Consider the following 20,188-nt stretch of genomic DNA (forward strand, 5'->3'; position numbering starts at 1 on the left):
ATAACAGGTAAACGCTACTGTTTTTTGTTCTTTTGCTCTAAAGCGGGCGATTGTTCGGGTGCAGAGTTTTTTCGGATATCGATATGATATTCTTTCTCAGCTAAATCAATCATCATGTCAAACAAGATTGCTTTTTTATCTGCAACGTAAGCTTGTCGTTCTAAAAGAGCCTTTTGTTTTTCTAATAGCTTGACTTGGGCTTCAAGTTCCATAATTTTTTGTTCGGGTGACTTTGCCATATTCAAAGGGGATTGGTTTTCCCAATCAAAGTTACCAAATTTTCGTAACCAGCCCAGAACTGTAGCATGGCTTTGAATGCCATATTGTTTTCTAATTTGGGTAATTGATGAACTACCTTGCTCAACTTCTCTAACGATTTGAAGTTTTAAGGACATGCTGTAATCTCGCTGGGTGCGCTTTACATAATTCGTGTATTCTTCCATAACGATTGTTTTTGTGTATCGCTATTTCAGGACGGGACAAGATAGAAAATAAAAAAACCGTTAATATCGATTAACGGTTTTTTTTATGTTAATGCATAGCATCAGCAGGATTTATTTTATTTTTTCCCTTTTTAATCAAAAGGATAAATGGAATACATAACAAGAACAAAGCTCCTAAGTACAAGAAAATATCCATGTAAGATAGCACTGAACTTTGAACCATGACTTTATATTCTATTGCTTTATAGGCTTTTGCCAATGCTTCATTTTCGGGATAACCTTTTGACATGAATCCCAGTTTAAGCTGCTGTACTGTTTTTTGTACTTCAAATGATGTTTTGTCTAAGTGTGCTATTAAATTTACTCGATGTTCTTGATTGAATCGAGCAATAAACGTGGTTATAATTGCAATACCAAAAGATCCTCCTAGCTGGCGCATCATTCCTGTAAAAGCGGCCCCTTCACCAATGCTTTTTCCTTTTAAAGTAGATAGAGAAAGTGTAGATATGGGTACAAATAATAATCCTAAACCTATTCCTCTAAGAATTAGTGGCCAATACAGGTGTTCTTCCCCAGAGTCTGGAGTGATCACACTTTGCATCCAAAAAGTAAAAAAGAAAAACATTAAAAATCCGACAGCTACCATATAAGCTTGTGGAACTCCCCGCTGAATCATTTTACCAATGAACGGCATCATAATTCCTGTAGTTATAGAGCTTGGAATTAGTAATAGGCCCGCATCTAAAGCACTCCACCCTAAAACGGATTGTGTATAAATAGGGATTATAAAGGTAGAACCATACAAACCAAATCCTAAAATAAAGCACATAATTGTTCCCACCCTAAGATTAGTGTCTTTTAAAACTCTCAGGTTTACTATGGGGTGTTCATAAGTAAGCTCCCTCCATATAAAAAGAACTAACCCAAAAACAGTAACTACACTAAGGGTTATAATTGTAATATTATTGAACCAGTCATCTTGCTGCCCATGTTCAAGAACGTACTGTAAGGAACCTATAAAAGCGGTTAATAAAAAGATGCCCCACCAGTCTACCTGGCTTGCTTTTAATTTTTTACCGTATTTAGGACTTTTTACAAATGATAGTGTCAATAATGTAGCAATAATTCCTATCGGTATATTGATGTAAAAAATATACGGCCAAGAAAAATGATCAACAATATATCCACCAAGCGGCGGTCCTAGTGTAGGTCCTACAATGACGCCCATACCGTATATCGCTTGAGCCATTCCACGTTTTGCAACAGGATAACTTTCTGTAATGATGGTTTGTGCTGTAACTAATAAGGCACCTCCACCCAATCCTTGAATGAATCTAAAAGCAACGAGTTCCCATATATTACTGGCATTTCCACATAAAAAGGATGAAACCGTAAATATAATTATAGAAACTGCAAAATAATTTCTACGACCAAATTGCTGTGACAACCAGCTCGTCATCGGGATCACAATAACATTTGCAATTGCATAAGCCGTTATTACCCAAGCCACATCTGTAAGTGATGCACCTAAGCTTCCACGCATGTTGTTTAAAGCTACATTTACAATTGTGGTATCTACAATTTCCAGCATGGCACAAAGTACTGCTGTAATTGTTATAATGACACGCCTAAAACCGTATTCTACTAAATCATCTTCTCCCGATTCAACCATTTTATTACTAAGTGTAAACTATCATTAGAGTTAAAGTTTTTCGTTTTATAAGTTCAGATTAAGCATTTTAAGATGCTTAATCTATTCTAACATCAACATCTACATTCATACCAGGTCGTAATAATTTTATTTTCTCGGCATCATTTGTTGGGTCTAAACTGATTTTAACTGGTAATCTTTGAATTGTTTTTACAAAATTCCCTGTTGCATTATCTGGCGGAAGCAAAGAAAATCGTGAACCTGTAGCAGGTGAAAAGGAAGTTAAAGTCCCTTGGAAATCATAATCGGGATAAGCATCAACTTTTACAGTAACTTTTTGTCCCACTACCATTTTGTTAAGCTGAGTTTCTTTAAAATTTGCAACTACCCATGCTTCATTATTATTGATGATGTAAAATAAAGATTGTCCAGGTTGTACTAGTTGTCCTGGTTGAATGTCAATTTTTGATACTTGTCCATCAATTGCTGCCGTGATAACAGTGTAGGATAAGTTTAGCTTAGCTGCATCAACCAATGCTCTTGCACGCTTAATATTGGCAGCGGCTACTTCAGTTTGTTTATTAGAAACTTTTGATTTTGCTACGATTACTGATTTTTGAAAAGCACTAGCTCTTTCTTGTTGTTGTAAAACGCGTACTTGATTTTCGGCTTCAAGTTTTGCAGCAAGCGCTTGCTCGTATTGTTGTTTAGTAATGGAGTGGCTTTTATATAAGTTTTCATAACGAATGTAGTCACTGTTAACTCTTCCTAATCTAATTTTCGCCGTTTCTATATTTCCACCAGCAAATAATACATTGGCGTCTGATACAGATATACTTGCTAATGCACTACCAATATCTGCTTTTGAAACTTCAAAGTTGCCCTCTGCACCTACAAGTGCCGCTGTTGCTTCATCAATTTTTAATAAATAATCTCTTTTATCAATTGTAAAAAGGGTGTCTCCTTTTTTGACAAAATCGTTGTCTTTGATGTACACTTTATCCACATATCCTGAAACTCTAGGAATAATAGGATTCATCTTTTTCTCAATTTGGGCATCATCTGTTTCTTCATGTGCTAGTGAATGCATGTACTTGAAGGTACCGTATGTACCACCCAAAACTACCAATGCTACTAGGATAATTATAAATTTTGTATTTGTTTTTTTCTTTTCCATGGTAGTATTTTATTTATGAGCGAGATTGAATGATTGTGATAATTGACCTGTAACCGAGAGTAACTCGTAATATTTTTGAATGGTATTGGCTTTCGCCAAAGCTTTATTAATTTTTGAATTGAGTTGCTCTACATCAGCTTCTAGCAAATCATTTGTGTCAGATAGTCCGTTGTCGTATTTATCTTTGACAATCCGATAATTTTCTGTAGCTTGCTCTTGTGCTTCCTCATAAACTACAGTTTGTTTTAAAGCAAGATCATAGTCCTCTACCGCTTTTTTAACTTGTGTCCGAATGTAATCGGTTAAAATAGCTTCATTATTTTGTATTTCTATAACTTTATTTTCAGCAATTTTTACCAAGGTTCCGTTTTTCAAAAGCATACTTAAATCGTATGATATTCCTACGCCCACATTCATAGCATTTTGAACTGTTATAACATTGCTTAAGTCTAGTGCAGTATATCCTCCTACAAGTGCTATAGTTGGATAATAGGAGCCTTTTGATATTTTTACACCTGTTTCACTAGCTTTACCTTGATGCTGTAACGCTTTTAAATCTTTCCTGTTCTCTAAGGCTGGTAATTCATTAGTGGGCACATTTGTCATTTGAAAATCAGCAAAATCAGCTTCTCTAATTTCAAGTTGCGTTTCTGGATTTAATTTTAACAGCGTAGTTAAATAAAAATTGATCGTTTTTAAGTTGTTTGTGGTTTCATCTAGTGATAACTGAATTTTAGAAACTTGAAGTTTAGATTTCAACAAATCATTTCTCGGAATTATACCGTTTTTTTCAAGTTCAATAAAATCTTTAACTCTTTGTTTGGCACTTTTTTGATTTTCCTTTAAAATTTCAATTGTTTTTTGTGCTTTGTATAAACTTGCATAATACTCAATGACACGTAAAGCAATTTCCTCTTTGGTTTGTTCTGCATTTGCCATTTCTGCTTGGTACAAATAGTCCTGAGCTTTAATGCTATTTTGGAGTTTAAATCCTGCAAAAACTGGAACTGTAGCATTCAATTGTCCTACCATTAATTGGTTGACAACAGGCATTTGTTGTGGATCACTACTTTGATTTAACTTAAAATTGATACCTGCATTTGCTAAGCGTTGGTATTGTCCTGAAAGTTTTAAATCTGGATATTGGTTGTTTTTAGTGGCTTGTAACTCGAGTTTTTTTGTTTTGATCTTAGTGTTAGCTAAAGTAATCTCATTACTTTTACTCCAAGCCATGTCTATTGCTTCGGTAAGCGTAAGACTTGTTTTCTGTTGTGCTTCTACAGCTGAAATTCCGATGAAGAAAATCCCAAAGAGCATGAATTTACTAGCTTTCATATATTAGCAAGGCTTTTATTGTTTGTTGAATGTGATTAGTCAAATTGGTCTTGATATAATTGTTATATAAATCCTCTGTTTTTAAATTCAATAAATTTTCAAAAAAAGGTTTGTTCATGTGGAAATGAAAAAAAGTTCCTAAAATAGTTGGTGTTATAAGCGGTATAATAACATCTTTTCTAAAAATTCCTTTTTTTTGTCCTTCTTCGATAATCAGTTCTAGGGATTTTAAATTTCCTTTTCGCAATTCAGAGAACGCTTGAATGTTTTGCTCTCTTTTTTTGGAAGTAAACTCAAAATGCAAAATGCGATAAATTCCCTTATTTAGGTTAATCCTATCAATGTAAAGGGCTATTAATTTATTTATTTTTTCTAGAGGTTCTATTTCTTCTTGAAGGAGTTTGTCCAATTGGAGTTTTAAATCTGAAGTGCGATAGACAATTAAAGATTCAAGCAAACGCTCTTTGGAACCAAAATAATAGGAAACCATAGCCACATTGATTTGGGCTAGTTTAGCAATGTTCCGAATTGAGGTACCGTCAAATCCTTTTTCTGAGAATAGAGTTTCTGCAACTTCTAGGATTTGAATTTGTTTGTCATTAAAATTACTTTTCAAACGAATCTTTTTTTGATTTAGCAAAATTAAACATGTGTTTAATTTAAACAGTTGTTTAATTATTTTTTAACTTTTATTTAACAATATTCTTTAAATCTGTAAATTAACTATTAACTTAAATTTATGAACGTTCATTCTTTTTTTTGAATACTTTTGTACAATATTATAGTTCGAGTTGGTTTGAACAAGAAATAGAATATGGCACAGCTACAAAAAAGTATAGATAAACGTACGGCATTATTAAAAGCTACCTTGCAGCTTGTCAACAGTGGTGGTATTCAAGGAGCATCAATGGCTAAAATTGCGAAAGCTGCTTCCATATCTCCTGCAACCATTTATCTTTTTTTTAGTAGTAAACAGGAATTGTTAAACCAGTTGTATCTTTCTGTTAAGTCAAGTTTTACTCAAGCCGCTTTAGTCAATTATGCCGAGGATATCTCTTTAGAAAAAAGATTCAAAACGATTTGGCACCAAATGGTACATTATAAATTAGAACATCCAGAGGAAGCATCATTTTTGTCACAATGTGATAATACCCCTATGATTGATGATCAAACAAGGCAAGAGGGGTTGCTCTTTTTGGCTCCACTTTTTGATTTATGGAATGAAGGAATAAGTAAGGGAGTCATCAAGAATAGTTCGCCATACTTATTGTATGCACATTCCATATATCCTATGGCGTTCTTAATGAATGTAAATAGCAAAGATTTGTGTACTGCGGATGAAAATATTTTAAACGAAAGTTTCCAGATGGCCTGGGATAGCATCAAAGCTTAAAAAATAAATAAATTTAATATACTAAATATAACATGGAATTAATAGACAAATTAAAATGGAGATATGCTGCAAAAGCAATGAATGGTGAAAAGGTTTCACAAGAAAAATTAGATACTATTCTTGAAGCCGCAATTCTAGCACCTACATCAAGTGGTTTACAGCCTTTTGAGATTATGGTAGTTACTAATCAAGAGATTAAAGAAAAGATAAGAGTTATAGGATGGAACCAATCGGTGATTACAGATTGTTCAAATTTGCTTGTTTTTGCTGCTTGGGACACGTATACTGCAGAGCGTATCAATACCATGTTTGATCTCACAAATGAGGTTCGTGGTTTTAAAAATGAAGGATTTGAAAATTACAGACAAATGCTTTTAAGCAGTTATCCGCAAAAAGATCCAGAAGTTAACTTTCAACATGCAGCTAGACAAGCGTATATTGCTTTTTCTATGGCCATCGCAGCAGCTGCTTTTGAAGGGGTAGATACCACACCAATTGAAGGTTTTGATCCTGATGCTCTTGATGAAATTTTAGGTTTAAGAGAAAAAGGCTTAAGAAGTTGTGTTATACTTCCTGTAGGATACCGCGATGCTAAAAACGATTGGTTATCAGACTTAGTAAAAGTTAGAAAGAGTAAATCAGATTTGGTTACTTTTATTGACTAGTTCTAATAAAATAAATTTTTAAAAAATCTCTCCAAGTAGGAGAGTTTTTTTTTTGTTTAGGATGAAAATGATTTTTCAATTAGAATGTAATTTGTGAATATCTATTTGAAAAAAAAGGTTGTTTTTTTTCTTTAAAATTTATCTTTGGCATCCTAAAAAATAATTGAAATGAGTAATATTTGGTACGAATGTAAAGTAAAATATAGAAAAACAGACGAGACTGGTGGTCAAAAAATTACTACCGAGCCTTATCTTGTAGATGCTCTATCGTATACAGAAGCCGAAAGTAGAATTAATGAAGAAATGGCAGCATATATTAGTGAAGAATTTAAAATCACCAATATTAAAGTAGCCAATTATGCTGAAATTCACCCTTTTGAAAATGCAGACAGGTGGTTCCGTTCTAAAATTTCACTAATTGCTTATGATGAAGAGAGCGGAAAGGAACGCAAAACAAATATGTATGTCTTAGTGCAAGCCAATGATGTACGAGAAGCGTACGACAACACGATAACGATCATGAAAGGAACCATGGGGGATTACACCATTCCTGCTGTATCTGAGTCACCTATTATGGATGTTTTTCCTTATTTCAGTGGTGATGAAGGTGAACTTGAGCAATTAGAACGATTTAATGCCTTAAAAGCTTCAAAGCCTGATGTTACGCCAGAAATAGAAGATCACATGGAATTTGTAGACGAAGTAGAGGAAGAAACTATAGGTTAATTGAAAGCTTAGTTTTTTAAAGACAACAATACTTTTTAAACACGGTTTCCAAATCTCTTCTTTGCTATCAGAAACAACGTAAGGGATTTGTAAACCGTTTTTATTTTGCTAACGGATTAAGGTTTAAGTGTTTTTTCAAAAGCTTTTCGTGGACTTCCTCTAAAAAAAACTTCGCCGCAATACTGATATCCCAAACTTTCAAAAATACGCAACATAGGCAGGTTGTCATAGTTGGTATCTGCTTTTATACTATATATGTTTTCTTCAAGTGCAACTTGCTCTACATATTTTAAAATCAATTTTGCAAAACCCTTTCCAATTTGGCTTTCGCCAATGGCAATTCGGTGTACCACAACGAAGTTGTTATTTGTCAGCCATTTCCCTTGAATATTTTCATAAGCAGGCTCATCGTTGAAATAAATAGCTGTGTAACCAAGTATTTGATCTTCTTGTACTAAAACATATCCAGCGCCTTTTAAAATGTCGTTGTTTATAATTTCTGGATTTGGATAACCATCTTGCCATTGTGTGCTTCCGTCATTTTTTCTTCGCAAAATAGCGTGCTGTAAAATGGTCCAAATTGCAGCAGCATCGTTTTGATTTGCCTGTCTAAAATGAATGTCCATAGTAAAGGTATTTTTAATGGTTACTTTTATTAATTGGTGTTAAAATAAATCTTTGAACTATAATTCATTTACTCTTTTGTGTAAAAAACAGAAATGTATTTCAATAAAACTAAAGCATTAATTTTTAGAATTGTTGTTTCGCTCACTGTATTCAATCCAATTTTTTATCCTTTCAACATACATTTTGAGATAGTTTTCAGTAATTAAGTTATTGGACCAATCAAATCTTTGCGCTTGTATTCCTAAAAAAATATAAATAGATGCTCCCGCTTCTGGAATTCCATTAATTTCTTGAATGAAATTCTCTTTTTTATCTAAAATTGGAATTGATACCGAAAAAGAATTTTCTCTAAGTAAATTCAAAAGTTCTAATTCTTGCTCAATTTCTAATTTAGTTCGCCATTGATAGCAGTAAACCTCTAAAACAAATTTAGTTTTCTTTTACGAAATAAAGTACGTGTGATTTACACCTGTTCGTTACAATTCACAATTATAATCGTCTGTTAGTTCGTACCTTTTTTTGATAAAATCTCCTAATTCTTTTTCTGACAATGTTGAGGCTATTACTGGAAAAGTGGTCATCTAACGTTTTTTTAATAAATGAAATCAAATTAGGAGTCTAAACGTACTATTTTTAAACTAAAAATAGTTGGTTTTAATTCATTGTTGCGGATAAAATTATTAAAAATTACTCTTTATTTAATCGAATCATTACTATCATTTTAACTCTAAAAAAGGGCGTTTTCAAGAAAGTGAAAAATCTCCTGAATCTATTTTAAAAAATTTCTCAAATCATCATAGGTTTTAATTTTAACGCTCACTTTTTCTTTACCTAAAACACTCTCAATTTGTCTAGGAATAGATAGTTTTACATTTAATGTTGGTTCTACTGTATCTAAAAATTTAATTGGATGCGCAGTTTCTAAGAAAACACCTATTGCATTTGGATAATTTTCTAATTCTTTTTTTAATCCAAGATAGCCCACAGCTCCATGAGGTTCTGCAATATAACCGTTCGTGTCATAAATGGTTTTCATGGCTGTTAAAGTTTCTGCATCAGAGAACGTAAACGAAGAAAAATCTTCTTTGAATTGCTTCAAATCATTTTGGTACATTTCCTGAATTCGGATGAAATTACTTGGGTTTCCTACGTCCATCGCATTTGAAATGGTCGCTTTGGAAGGTTTTGGATCGTAAATTCCGTTTTCTAAAAATCTCGGAACCGTATCGTTTACATTCGTTGCAGCTACAAAATGTTCAATGGGTAATCCCATTTTTTTAGCAATAATCCCTGCGCAAATATTCCCAAAATTCCCACTTGGACAAGAGAAAATTAAAGGTTTATTATGTTTCTTTAATTCCTTGTATGCAAAGAAGAAATAAAACATTTGCGGCAACCAGCGCGCAATATTGATGGAGTTTGCTGATGTTAAGTTTTTATGTTGTAGGCTTTCGTCCAAAAACGCTTTTTTCACCATATCCTGACAATCATCAAAAAAGCCATCCACTTCAAGTGCTTTAATATTTTGTCCCAAAGTGGTCAATTGTCGTTCTTGAATATCACTCACTTTACCCGATGGATATAGTATAATGACTTCAACGCCTTTTACACCAAGGAAACCGCTGGCCACAGCACCACCTGTATCGCCAGAGGTGGCTACCAAAACCGTATTTTTATTATCGGCCTTATCTTTGTTGAAATACCCCAAACAACGAGACATGAATCGGGCGCCTACGTCTTTGAAAGCCATTGTTGGGCCATGAAACAATTCAAGAGAGTAAATGTTTTTTTCAATTTCGACAATAGGAAAATCAAAGCATAATGTTTCGGCGATGACTTGTTTTAAAGTGGTTTCTGGAATTGCATCACCTACAAATTGTTGAATCGCTTCAAAAGCAATTTCTTCGTTGCTTAAATTTTCGATGGTTTCAAAAAAAGCAGTTGCTAACGGGGTGATGGTTTCCGGAAAATACAATCCTTTATCAGATGCTAATCCTTGTATTACGGCTTCTTTGAAAGAAACTTTGGGTGCGTTATGGTTTAAACTGTAGTATTTCATTATGTTTAGTAATTATAGAATCTCCACCCCAACCCACCCCAGAGGGAAGGCAGACGAAACGGGATTCAGAATGTGTTCATTATAATTTTAAAATCACTATATTTTTCATTTATTCCCCCTCCGGGGGTTAGGGGGTTATTATTTTCATTCCTTCATCATTTACTTTTGAAACGTGAATTTCATACGGTAAATTCATTTCATCGTATACAACGCTCATGGCTTTTGCGATTTTATCAGCGGTTTCCTTTCCTTTGCTTAAAGCAAAAATAGAAGGACCGGAACCAGAAATACCAGAACCTAATGCTCCATTTTCGTAGGCTGTTTTTTTGATTAAATCAAAGCCGGGAATTAAAACACTACGCAAGGGTTCTATGATTTCGTCATGCAAGGACCTACCTATTAATTCATAATCTTGAGTGTATAAACCTGCTACTAATCCGCCTACATTTCCCCATTGTACAATGGCGCTCTTTAAGGAAATAGTTTGTTTTAATACGGAACGAGCATCTGATGTTTTCAACTCAATTTGAGGATGAACCACGGTGGCGTACAATTCAGATGGACTTTCTATTTTTATAATATCTAGTGGATTTGAACTTCGTACCAATGTAAAACCACCTAGTAGAGCAGGAGCAACGTTATCAGCATGGGCATTTCCACTGGCTAATTTTTCGCCTTGCATTGCAAATAAAACCAATTCTTTACGTTTAAATGGACGTCCCAATAATTCATTGATTCCAAAAACTGCACCTGCTGCACTCGCGGCACTACTTCCAATTCCGCTTCCGGCTTTGATGTTTTTGTAAATTTCGATTTCAAAACCAAATTCGGTTTCAACCTCTTCCAGCATCGCCAAAGCGGAGACTCCAGCAACATTTTTTTCGGTTTCAAAAGGCAGGTCGGCACCCACAATTTTAGTAATTCGAATTCCTTTTACATTTGATTTCCGAATAATCATTTCGTCACCCGCAGTTTCTAAGCAAAGTCCCAGGACATCAAAGCCACAGGAAAGATTAGCTATTGTAGCTGGGCAAAATATTTTTATTTCATTCATAATAGTAGTCTTAAAGTCTAATGTCTTAAAGTGATAAAGTCATTGAAATGTACATAAAATGAAGTCGGTAACTTGTAGACTTTATGACATTCGACTTTATGACTTATTTATATATTTCCAATTCGGATTACATCTGCAAAAATTCCTGAAGCTGTAACTGCAGCTCCGGCACCAGCTCCTTTTATCAATAGCGGTTGATCTATGTAACGGTCTGTGAAGAACAATACAATATTGTCTTTTCCTTCTAGATTATAAAAAGGATGGTCTTTGGGAATGAATCGCAATCCTACATTTGCTTTTCCGTTTTCAAATTGAGCTACATATTTCAAACGAGATTCTTTGCTTAATGCTTCTTTGTAAATGGATTCAAAATGTGCCGCATGTGTTTGTAAGGATTTGAAAAAGGCTTCATTATTAGTTGTCTCCAAACATTCAGCTGGCATGAACGATTCGTTTGTAATTTCTTCAATTTCCATTTTGTAACCGCTTTCGCGAATCAAGATTAATATCTTTCTGGCAACGTCAATTCCGCTCAAATCTATCTTTGGATCCGGTTCTGTAAATCCCTGTACACCAGCTTCTTTTACAACATCATGAAAAGTGTTATTTTCATCGAAATTATTAAAAATAAAGTTCAAACTACCAGATAAAACGGCTTGAATTTTATTGACTTTATCGCCCGAAGCAACTAGATTTTTTACCGTATCAATAATTGGTAATCCCGCTCCAACATTAGTTTCAAACAGAAAAGGAGCATTAAATTGTCTTGATAATTTTTTTAGCTTTTTATAATTGTCGTACTCTGATGCGCATGCAATTTTATTACAAGTCACTACGGCAATATTGTGTTTTAAATACTGTTCGTAAGTTTTAGAAACACTTTCATTTGCCGTGATATCTACAAAAATACTGTTGCGTAAATTGAGTTCTTTAACTTGTGTGATAAACTGCTCTTGGTTACAAGGTTCGCCTGTTTCTAAAGCAAATTGCCAATCTTTTAAGGAGATTCCATCTTCATCAAAATACATTTTTCTAGAATTTGACAAGGCTATTACGCGCAGGTTTATCTTCAATTTTTCTTTAAGGAATTTCTTTTGATGGTGAATTTGTTCTATGAATTTTTCTCCCACATTTCCTACTCCCATCACAAACAAGTTGAGTTGCTTGGTGTTTTCTTCAAAAAAGTTTTCATGCAGCGAATTCAATGCTTTCTTTACATCTCTTTCGTTGATTACAGCCGAAATATTTCTTTCCGAAGCTCCTTGAGCAATCGCGCGAATATTAACATTGTTTTTCCCCAAAGTGCTAAACATTCTACCGCTTAAACCTTGATGATTTTTCATGTTTTCGCCTACTATGGCTATGATGCATAAATTTTGTTCAACAATACATGGATTAACTTTATTTTGTAGAATTTCCACTTCGAATGCAGAATTGATTGCATCCTCGGCTACAGCGGTATCTGAATTTAAAATCCCGATACATATGGAATGTTCCGATGAGGCTTGAGTAATAAAAATCACGTTTATTTTATGATGTGATAATACTTCAAAAAGTCTTTTAGAAGACCCAGAAACACCAATCATTCCAGAACCTTCAAGTGTGATCAATGTGATTTTATCAATATGTGTGATTCCTTTTACGGGATTAGATGATGCTACAATTTGGTTCGAAATATAAGTTCCTTCGGCTTCTGGTTCGAAAGTATTTTTGATTAAAATAGGAATATTTTTTCTTAAAACAGGCTGTATAGTTGGCGGATACAGTACTTTAGCTCCAAAATGAGACAACTCCATCGCTTCCTGATAGGAAATGAATGCAATAGGTTTCGCTTGTTTTACAATTTTTGGATTGGCAGTAAACATTCCGTTGACATCAGTCCAAATTTCAAGTTCCTGTACATCAAGTGCCCCCGCAAGAATAGCTGCCGTATAGTCAGATCCTCCGCGTCCTAAGGTAGTATTGATTCCGTCTAATGAAGCAGCAATAAAACCCGGCATTACAACTACCTGTTTTTCATTAGATTCGAAAAATAGATTGATCTGTTTATTTGTTACTTCAAAATTTACCGTTGCTTTTCCAAAATCAGCATTGGTTTTAATTAATTCTCTACTGTCTTTGTAGCCACTATTTGGGATTATTTGCTGCATTCCTTCGGATATGATAAATGAAGAAAGCAACTCACCAAAACTTAAAATAGTATCTGAAGTTCTTGCGGATAATTCACCCAAAAGATAGCAGCCATCAAGTAAGGTTTCAAGATGATTGATAATTCTCTTAATTTGGCTAAGCAAACCGCTTTGATTTTGTACTGGTATAAGCTCTCTTAAAACTTCTAAGTGTTTTTTCTCAATTTCGGCAAGAATTGTTTTGTAATTTTCATCTCCAGCAGCCGCTTTTTGTGAAGCAAGTTGGAGCATATCAGTAACTTTACTAAAAGCAGATACCACTACAATTAATTGTTGGTTTAGGGATTGGTTCATGACAATTGACATTACCAATTTTATATTTTGTGCATTGGCCACAGAAGTGCCTCCAAATTTGAGTACTTTCATTTTGTTGTTGTTTAGTTTTTTATTAACAAGAGACCATGGTCGCTAGGTAAAATTATTGTGAAAAGAGAATTATTTGAGTTTTACTCAAGTTAAATTAACTTTAAATAAAGTATACGTATAGGATGATATGTAATTGTAGTACCCCTAAGGGGTTGTAGTAGTTGTAGTAGAGTAAGCAACAAAAGTTACCTCCCATAATAGGGTGGTGCTTGTAGTCTTATATGTTGCTTTATTGTTCTTCATCTGTTTTTCAAAAATACGTTATTTAGTTTAAAATGAGCATGTTTGTTTCATTTTTGTGAAATATGAATTTTGTAAAGCGTAAATTGTATATTTCTAAATTTGATGTGATGAAATGCATTGAAAATCATGATATCCATATTTTTTAAAGTTTTTTTGACTTTAAATCGATAAGAATTTAGTTTTTTATTTGATATATCTCTTTTTTGAATCTATAAAAGGCATTTTGATTTTCAGGGTTCTATCATTTTTTGAAATGTAATAAAGATTGTTTTAAGAGGATGTTCTATTTGTTTGAAATATCGTTAAGTTTCAAAATTAAATTTTGTTTAACCTAAAAATAGAAATTAGTATTAATTTATGTTGTGTACTAATAAAGAATTGATCAAATTTACTTTTCAAATAAGATACTGATGGATAATACACACTATATTAGCACTGAGTTGCTTAAGCTTGAATCTGTAGATAAGATTATTAAAGAGAATAAATATTTAGCCCTGTCAGATGAGGCGAAAATTAACATACAAAATTGTAGAGCGTATTTAGACAAAAAAATGGTGTCTCAAATAGAACCTATTTATGGGATAAACACGGGGTTTGGTTCGTTATGTAATGTGAAAATTTCTAATGAAAATTTATCTAAGCTTCAAGAAAACTTAGTGCAATCTCATGCTTGTGGAACAGGAGATGAAGTTCCAAAAGAAATTGTTAAGCTGATGCTATTATTAAAAATACAATCACTTAGTTATGGGAACTCTGGAATTCAACTAGAAACAGTGGAGAGGTTAGTGTCATTTTATAATAATAATATTTTACCCGTAATTTATACGCAAGGGTCACTTGGAGCCAGTGGTGACTTGGCGCCATTAGCGCATTTATCTTTACCAATCATTGGTCATGGTGAGGTTTATTACAAAGATCAAAAGGTTGAAGCAGCAGTAGTTTTAAAAGAATTTGATTGGGATCCAATTGTATTAAAATCAAAAGAAGGATTAGCATTATTGAATGGTACTCAATTTATGAGTGCTTATGGAGTTTATGTTTTACTTAAATCCAATACCTTATCTTATTTTGCAGATTTCATAAGTGCTGTATCCCTAGAGGGTTTTGATGGAAGGATAGAGCCTTTTAATGAGCTTATTCATTTTGTTAGACCTCATAAAGGGCAGATTATTACAGCGCAAAATATGGTTCATTTTCTGTCAGGCAGTGAAATTATAAAACAACCCAAAAATCACGTACAAGATCCTTACTCATTTAGATGTATTCCTCAAGTTCATGGGGCTTCAAAAGATGTTTTTGAGTATGTAAAAAAAATATTTACTACCGAGATTAATTCGGTAACCGATAATCCTAATATATTTATTGATGAGGATCAAATAATTTCTGGAGGTAATTTTCATGGTCAACCTCTTGCAATGGCTCTTGATTTTATGGCAATTGCCCTTTCAGAATTAGGCAGTATCTCTGAGCGTAGAACCTATCAATTAATTTCAGGTAATAGGGGATTGCCAGCTTTTTTGGTTGATAATCCAGGACTTAACTCAGGACTAATGATACCGCAATATGCGGCAGCTAGTATTGCAAGTCAAAACAAACAATTGGCTACTCCAGCCAGTGTTGATAATATTGTTTCGAGTAACGGTCAAGAAGATCATGTAAGTATGGGGGCAAATGCAGCTACAAAAGCACTTCGTGTTGTTGATAATGTAGAGCGCATTTTGGCTATTGAACTCCTCAATGCATCACAAGCACTTGCATATCGAAAACCTTTAAAGTCAAGTGTTTTAATCGAAAATTTTATAGATTCATATCGCTCTGCAGTGCCTTTGATCACTGAGGATAGGATTCTTCATTACGATATTTTAAAGACAGTAGCTTTTTTGAATACTTATCCGGTTGAGAATAATTTGTTAACAATGGCTTAACGTTAGCAATTAATAATGAAGTAATTTTGCCTGACTAAAATTAAATCAAATGAACATTAATAATTTTTTCCAATTTTTGGTTCCTAAAGACAAAAAATTTTTTCCACTTTTTGAAGAAGCATCTAGTAATTTAATTGAAATTGCAATTAATTTACATGAAGCAGTAAATTTACCTTTTAAAGAGCGTGAAATTCTTTTTCAAAAAATTGATGTTTTAGAACAAAAAGGGGAGGACATCACTCGTCAAACCAACCTTGAGTTGAGTAGAAATTTCATAACACCATTTGATAGAGAAGATATTCATTCCTTGATTACTTCAATTGATAATGTTGCCGATAATCTTCATGGAGCTGCAAGCAGAATACGCTTGTATCAAGTGGATAAAATTACAAAATCAATCCGAAAATTAACGGAGATTAACCTTGAGGCTTGTCAAAATATTGATGTTGCTATAAGAGAGTTAAGAGATTTAAAGAAAATGAAAAATATTACTGATGCATGTGTTCGCATCAATAAATTAGAAAATAAATCTGATAATGTTTACGATAAAGCCGTTCTTGACTTATTCGAAAATGAAACAGATGCTAAAAATATTATCAAATATAAGGAAGTGCTTTCTGTACTGGAAACAGCAACAGATAAGTGTAAAAGTGTAGCTGCAGTTCTAGAATCTATTTCTGTAAAACATTCTTAATTAATTCCTTTTTATCTGAAATAACTCTTATGGATTTCACCTTACTTATAGTTATCATTGTCTTAGCTTTAATCTTTGATTACATCAATGGTTTTCATGATGCTGCCAATGCAATAGCTACAGTTGTTGCAACAAAAGTCTTGTCGCCATTTCAAGCTGTAGTTTGGGCTGCTTTTTTTAACTTTTTGGCCTATTGGGTTTTTGGTTTTGGTGTGGCTGATACAGTTGCAAAAACAGCCAATACTCTCGAGATTGATCTTGTTGTAATTTTAGCAGGTGTTATAGCCGCAATTATTTGGAATTTATTTACTTGGTGGCAAGGTATTCCATCGAGTTCGTCACACACACTTATTGGTGGTTTTGCTGGTGCAGCCATTGCTCACGCGCTAGCAGTTCATGGTTTCTCAGGATATTCAGTAGGATCAGGTGCTGAGTTACATACCGCTTATTGGTATGATACTGTAAACTGGTACACAGCTGGTAAAGACGGAGGTTTTCCATCTGGAGTATTGGTAATCATTGCTTTTATTGTACTAGCGCCACTTTTGGGAGCTTTTATGTCTTATTTGATATCTATTTGGCTTTTAAATGCTTCTAAAAGAAGTATATATCCCAAGATTTTTACAGTTTGTTTGATGTTATTAACAATTTGGTTTGTAGAGTCTCAAATGGTTTATTTTGTGGATATTAAAAAACCGCGTTTCGATTCGCATTTTTGGAGTGTAGTTTTTGAATCTCATAATATTAAATGGTTTTTAGTTGCATTTATAATTTTGACCATTAGTGGTTTTAGTTTAATATTTAGCTCTTTAAACTTACATCAATCTACAGCATGGTTGAAAAAGATGCAATTGTTATCATCAGCAGCCTTTAGTCTTGGTCATGGAGGTAATGATTCACAAAAAGTTATGGGAATTATTGCAGCAGCAGTTACAGTTTATATCCAAACAAGCGGATTGAGTCAAGAAAGTCTTCCAGATTGGTTAGATGTAGTATTACCAAATGAAGAAGGCGTTTTTAAAATGCCAGAATGGATTCCTCTAGCATGTTATTCTGCAATAGCAGCGGGGACATTGAGTGGTGGTTGGAAAATTGTAAAAACAATGGGCTCAAAAATCACAAAAGTTACTTCTTTTGAAGGTGTTGCTGCAGAAACTGCAGGTGCACTTACTTTGTATTTTACAGAGCATTTTAAAGTTCCAGTAAGCACAACGCATACCATTACAGGTTCTATAATAGGTGTTGGATTAACAAAAAGAGTATCAGCTGTGCGATGGGGAATGACTGTAAGTCTTATTTGGGCTTGGGTACTAACTATTCCTATTTCTGCAATTTTAGCAGCTATCATATATTATATGTTTCGAATTTTTATATAATTAAAACATTAAAATATCGAATATAAAAAAACCATTCTTAACGGAATGGTTTTTTTATATTCGATATTTCCTACTTCTAAATATTATATTGATTTAAAAAATATAAACTGATTGCGATTTTGTCTTAAAAAAACAGAAAAAAATAATTTTCTTTAATGTGATTAAAAGTTTATAATTCAAACAGTAATTAGACTTCTTTTTATCCGTTTAGATTTTTATGATTATATTTTCGTTTGTGATAGGTCTGTTTTAATTGAATATTACCCGAAATAATACTAATGTTACCATCAATCTCTAACATGGCCAGTTTTACTTCATTAAAATGTTCTATACCATGTTCCCGCATTGATTCTTTTAATTCGTCTGAAGTGATGTTCAATTTACTTAGAGTTTTAAAGTCTAAATGGCCATTATGAATTAAGATTTCTGGCTTTTCTTGCATGAAATCACTAAATTTCGGAAATCTGAACATCAGTTTTTTTAAAATAAAATTAATGATAAAAAGGACTGATGCTGCTGCTAGGCCTCCCCATAGACTAGTATTGTTTCCTACCATTGCATTTTGAACGGAGTTGCTAATGAGTAAGATTAGAATAACATCAGCAGTATTCAATTGGGATAATTCTTTTTTGCCAAAAAGGCGCAGCGCAATTACCATAAAAAAATATACAGCACTACTTCGAACAATTATAATTAGATATTCGTTCATTTGTACTGTATATTTATTTAAAAGGTTCGTTAGACTCTGGCATCTTTCTATCTGTTGCTAAAGTCTATTTAAAAATTGGTTATTTCAAATCTGCTTTTTGATGAAAGTGTTTCTCAATAGCTTTAATCATTTCTCCTGCAATATCCTTGTTAGTCGCACCTTCTATTCCTTCAAGTCCTGGTGATGAGTTAACTTCTAATAGTAACGGACCTTTAGAAGAACGTATTATGTCAACACCTGCTACTTTTAGATCCATTGCTTTTGTTGCCTTAATAGCTATTCGTTTTTCCTCTGCTGTAACTTTAATTACGGATGCAGTTCCACCTAAATGAATATTTGCTCTAAATTCTCCAGGCATTGCTTCTCGCTGAATGGCAGCAACAACTTTTCCGTCTATTACAAAGCAACGAATATCTTTTCCATTAGCTTCTTTTATGAATTCTTGTACTAAAATATTTACATTTAAACTCTTAAAAGCATTAATTACGCTTTCGGCAGCTTTTTTTGTCTCAGCTAGAACAACTCCTTTACCTTGTGTACCTTCAAGTAACTTTACAATTAGTGGCGATCCACCTACCATCTTAATTAAATCGTCAGTGTCAAGTGGAGAGTTTGCAAAACCAGTTGTAGGAATTTCAACTCCATGATTCAATAGTAATTGTAAAGAGTACAATTTATCTCTTGACTGTGTAATTGCGTTTGAAGAGTTCAAGCAATACACTTTTAAAGCTTCAAATTGTCTTGTCAATGCACAACCATAAAAGGTAATACTAGGTCTAATTCTTGGGATAATAGCATCAAATTGGTTTAGGATTTTTCCTCCTCGATAATGAATTTCTGGGGTTTTTGCATCCAGTTTCATATAGCATTCCTTGATATTTAAAAAATGCATTTCATGACCACGCATTTCACCTGCTTCCATGATTCTTTTATTGCTGTACAATTCGGGATTACTGGCTAAAAGACCTATTCGCAATCCTGATGTTGCTTTTTCAGAGTTTTTATAAAGCTCTTTTAAAGTATCTGTTGTCGGTTGACCTAAAAGATATTTTTCTTCAGGATCAACAAGTACACGTCCACTCATTGCTTCACGTCCTAGAAGCATTCTAAAGCCCATTGAATCTCGATTTGTCAATGTCATCTCAATTGGCCATTGTGAACTTCCTATTTGTAAATTAGTTTGAATCACATAGCGTTGTTCTCTAAATCCGCTAGAACTTTTCACAATACGTTTATCAATCAAAGGAGCTTCGCAGTGAATCACCGTCATTTGATTGTTTTGTATGGGATTAATGTCAAATTTTACCCAGTTACTTTCATTTTTTATGAACGGAGCAATATTTATAGCGTGTAAAGCTGATGTTTTTGCTCCCGAATCTACGCGTGCTTTTATGGTAGGAATTCCTAGTTCTGGAAAAGAACACCATTCCTCACTACCTAAAATTACTTTATTATCTGACATACCTATTTTTTGATTAACCTTAATTTAAAGTCCAAATGTATATATTTGTTTTTAAAATTAAGGATGTTTTTTTGTAAACAATAAACCCGTTATG

At 33.5% G+C, this 20,188-nt stretch carries 18 protein-coding genes; 6 read left to right on the plus strand and 12 right to left on the minus strand.

What is annotated here, in order from left to right:
• Positions 1-14: 14 nt before the first annotated feature.
• From K5V07_RS05510 to K5V07_RS05530, 5 genes are all read right to left on the minus strand, one after another.
• Positions 15-443, minus strand: coding sequence for a hypothetical protein (locus K5V07_RS05510; protein ID WP_221916217.1), 429 nt, complete (start codon positions 441-443; stop codon positions 15-17).
• Between the two features lie 88 nt (positions 444-531).
• Positions 532-2,115, minus strand: coding sequence for a DHA2 family efflux MFS transporter permease subunit (locus tag K5V07_RS05515; protein WP_144892313.1), 1,584 nt, complete (start codon positions 2,113-2,115; stop codon positions 532-534).
• A gap of 76 nt (positions 2,116-2,191) precedes the next feature.
• Positions 2,192-3,271, minus strand: a complete 1,080-nt coding sequence (locus K5V07_RS05520; protein ID WP_182651052.1) for an HlyD family secretion protein — start codon at positions 3,269-3,271, stop codon at positions 2,192-2,194.
• Positions 3,272-3,280: 9 nt separating this feature from the next.
• Positions 3,281-4,606, minus strand: coding sequence for a TolC family protein (locus tag K5V07_RS05525; protein WP_221916701.1), 1,326 nt, complete (start codon positions 4,604-4,606; stop codon positions 3,281-3,283).
• Positions 4,596-5,222 (minus strand): TetR family transcriptional regulator, encoded by a 627-nt coding sequence (locus tag K5V07_RS05530; RefSeq protein WP_086453444.1) that lies wholly within the window; start codon positions 5,220-5,222, stop codon positions 4,596-4,598. Before K5V07_RS05530 ends, K5V07_RS05525 begins: the two co-directional genes overlap by 11 nt.
• 198 nt (positions 5,223-5,420) lie before the next feature.
• Here K5V07_RS05530 and K5V07_RS05535 point away from each other — a divergent pair, with 198 nt between their 5' ends.
• The 3 genes from K5V07_RS05535 to K5V07_RS05545 all read left to right on the plus strand — a co-directional run bounded on the left by K5V07_RS05535 (position 5,421) and on the right by K5V07_RS05545 (position 7,390).
• Positions 5,421-5,999: a TetR/AcrR family transcriptional regulator gene (locus tag K5V07_RS05535; RefSeq protein WP_221916702.1), complete on the plus strand. Its 579-nt coding sequence runs from the start codon at positions 5,421-5,423 to the stop codon at positions 5,997-5,999.
• Positions 6,000-6,031: 32 nt separating this feature from the next.
• Positions 6,032-6,664 (plus strand): nitroreductase family protein, encoded by a 633-nt coding sequence (locus K5V07_RS05540; protein WP_221916703.1) that lies wholly within the window; start codon positions 6,032-6,034, stop codon positions 6,662-6,664.
• 168 nt (positions 6,665-6,832) lie between these two features.
• Positions 6,833-7,390, plus strand: a complete 558-nt coding sequence (locus K5V07_RS05545; RefSeq protein ID WP_221916704.1) for a DUF4494 domain-containing protein — start codon at positions 6,833-6,835, stop codon at positions 7,388-7,390.
• 116 nt (positions 7,391-7,506) lie between these two features.
• Here the strand turns inward: K5V07_RS05545 and K5V07_RS05550 are convergent, their stop codons facing one another.
• The 5 genes from K5V07_RS05550 to thrA form a co-directional block, all read right to left on the minus strand.
• The gene (locus K5V07_RS05550) at positions 7,507-8,016 is read right to left on the minus strand and encodes a GNAT family N-acetyltransferase (RefSeq protein WP_221916705.1); all 510 of its coding nucleotides are present in this window, start codon (positions 8,014-8,016) and stop codon (positions 7,507-7,509) included.
• 117 nt (positions 8,017-8,133) lie between these two features.
• Positions 8,134-8,379 (minus strand): hypothetical protein, encoded by a 246-nt coding sequence (locus K5V07_RS14995; RefSeq protein WP_255577706.1) that lies wholly within the window; start codon positions 8,377-8,379, stop codon positions 8,134-8,136.
• A gap of 407 nt (positions 8,380-8,786) precedes the next feature.
• A complete protein-coding gene (gene thrC, locus K5V07_RS05560) occupies positions 8,787-10,076 on the minus strand; it encodes a threonine synthase (protein ID WP_221916706.1) in 1,290 nt (429 codons plus the stop codon).
• A 127-nt stretch (positions 10,077-10,203) separates the two neighbouring features.
• Positions 10,204-11,130 (minus strand): homoserine kinase, encoded by a 927-nt coding sequence (locus K5V07_RS05565; RefSeq protein WP_221916707.1) that lies wholly within the window; start codon positions 11,128-11,130, stop codon positions 10,204-10,206.
• 107 nt (positions 11,131-11,237) lie between these two features.
• Complete coding sequence (gene thrA, locus K5V07_RS05570) at positions 11,238-13,685, minus strand: bifunctional aspartate kinase/homoserine dehydrogenase I (RefSeq protein ID WP_221916708.1); 2,448 nt, start codon at positions 13,683-13,685, stop codon at positions 11,238-11,240.
• A gap of 653 nt (positions 13,686-14,338) precedes the next feature.
• Here thrA and hutH point away from each other — a divergent pair.
• Genes hutH through K5V07_RS05585 form a run of 3 tightly spaced genes read left to right on the plus strand, consistent with a single transcriptional unit; the run spans position 14,339 to position 17,923 of the window.
• Complete coding sequence (gene hutH, locus K5V07_RS05575; RefSeq protein ID WP_221916709.1) at positions 14,339-15,853, plus strand: histidine ammonia-lyase; 1,515 nt, start codon at positions 14,339-14,341, stop codon at positions 15,851-15,853.
• A 49-nt stretch (positions 15,854-15,902) separates the two neighbouring features.
• Entirely contained in the window at positions 15,903-16,547 is a 645-nt protein-coding gene (locus K5V07_RS05580) for a DUF47 domain-containing protein (RefSeq protein WP_144892289.1), read from the plus strand.
• Between the two features lie 29 nt (positions 16,548-16,576).
• Positions 16,577-17,923, plus strand: coding sequence for an inorganic phosphate transporter (locus K5V07_RS05585; RefSeq protein WP_182651843.1), 1,347 nt, complete (start codon positions 16,577-16,579; stop codon positions 17,921-17,923).
• Positions 17,924-18,122: 199 nt separating this feature from the next.
• On the opposite strand, the gene K5V07_RS05590 is transcribed toward K5V07_RS05585, so the two are convergent.
• Both K5V07_RS05590 and rimK read right to left on the minus strand, forming a co-directional pair.
• Entirely contained in the window at positions 18,123-18,632 is a 510-nt protein-coding gene (locus K5V07_RS05590; RefSeq protein ID WP_144892285.1) for a DUF421 domain-containing protein, read from the minus strand.
• A gap of 79 nt (positions 18,633-18,711) precedes the next feature.
• Positions 18,712-20,094 carry a 30S ribosomal protein S6--L-glutamate ligase gene (gene rimK / locus K5V07_RS05595; protein ID WP_144892283.1) on the minus strand — a complete coding sequence of 461 codons (1,383 nt, stop codon included), beginning with the start codon at positions 20,092-20,094 and terminating at the stop codon, positions 18,712-18,714.
• Between the last annotated feature and the right edge of the window lie 94 nt (positions 20,095-20,188).

The organism is Flavobacterium sp. CHNK8 (assembly GCF_019774515.1).
GTDB classification, from domain to species: Bacteria; Bacteroidota; Bacteroidia; order Flavobacteriales; family Flavobacteriaceae; genus Flavobacterium; species Flavobacterium tiangeerense.

Coding starts and splice junctions, on each gene's coding strand:
- K5V07_RS05550 (WP_221916705.1), bottom strand. CDS start 8,016: ATGGACATTCATTTTAGACAGGCAAATCAAAACGATGCTGCTGCAATT.
- K5V07_RS05540 (WP_221916703.1), top strand. CDS start 6,032: ATGGAATTAATAGACAAATTAAAATGGAGATATGCTGCAAAAGCAATG.
- K5V07_RS05590 (WP_144892285.1), bottom strand. CDS start 18,632: ATGAACGAATATCTAATTATAATTGTTCGAAGTAGTGCTGTATATTTT.
- thrC (WP_221916706.1), bottom strand. CDS start 10,076: ATGAAATACTACAGTTTAAACCATAACGCACCCAAAGTTTCTTTCAAA.
- K5V07_RS05510 (WP_221916217.1), bottom strand. CDS start 443: ATGGAAGAATACACGAATTATGTAAAGCGCACCCAGCGAGATTACAGC.
- K5V07_RS05525 (WP_221916701.1), bottom strand. CDS start 4,606: ATGAAAGCTAGTAAATTCATGCTCTTTGGGATTTTCTTCATCGGAATT.
- thrA (WP_221916708.1), bottom strand. CDS start 13,685: ATGAAAGTACTCAAATTTGGAGGCACTTCTGTGGCCAATGCACAAAAT.
- rimK (WP_144892283.1), bottom strand. CDS start 20,094: ATGTCAGATAATAAAGTAATTTTAGGTAGTGAGGAATGGTGTTCTTTT.
- K5V07_RS05535 (WP_221916702.1), top strand. CDS start 5,421: ATGGCACAGCTACAAAAAAGTATAGATAAACGTACGGCATTATTAAAA.
- K5V07_RS05565 (WP_221916707.1), bottom strand. CDS start 11,130: ATGAATGAAATAAAAATATTTTGCCCAGCTACAATAGCTAATCTTTCC.
- K5V07_RS05580 (WP_144892289.1), top strand. CDS start 15,903: ATGAACATTAATAATTTTTTCCAATTTTTGGTTCCTAAAGACAAAAAA.
- K5V07_RS05545 (WP_221916704.1), top strand. CDS start 6,833: ATGAGTAATATTTGGTACGAATGTAAAGTAAAATATAGAAAAACAGAC.
- K5V07_RS05585 (WP_182651843.1), top strand. CDS start 16,577: ATGGATTTCACCTTACTTATAGTTATCATTGTCTTAGCTTTAATCTTT.
- K5V07_RS05515 (WP_144892313.1), bottom strand. CDS start 2,115: ATGGTTGAATCGGGAGAAGATGATTTAGTAGAATACGGTTTTAGGCGT.
- K5V07_RS05520 (WP_182651052.1), bottom strand. CDS start 3,271: ATGGAAAAGAAAAAAACAAATACAAAATTTATAATTATCCTAGTAGCA.
- hutH (WP_221916709.1), top strand. CDS start 14,339: ATGGATAATACACACTATATTAGCACTGAGTTGCTTAAGCTTGAATCT.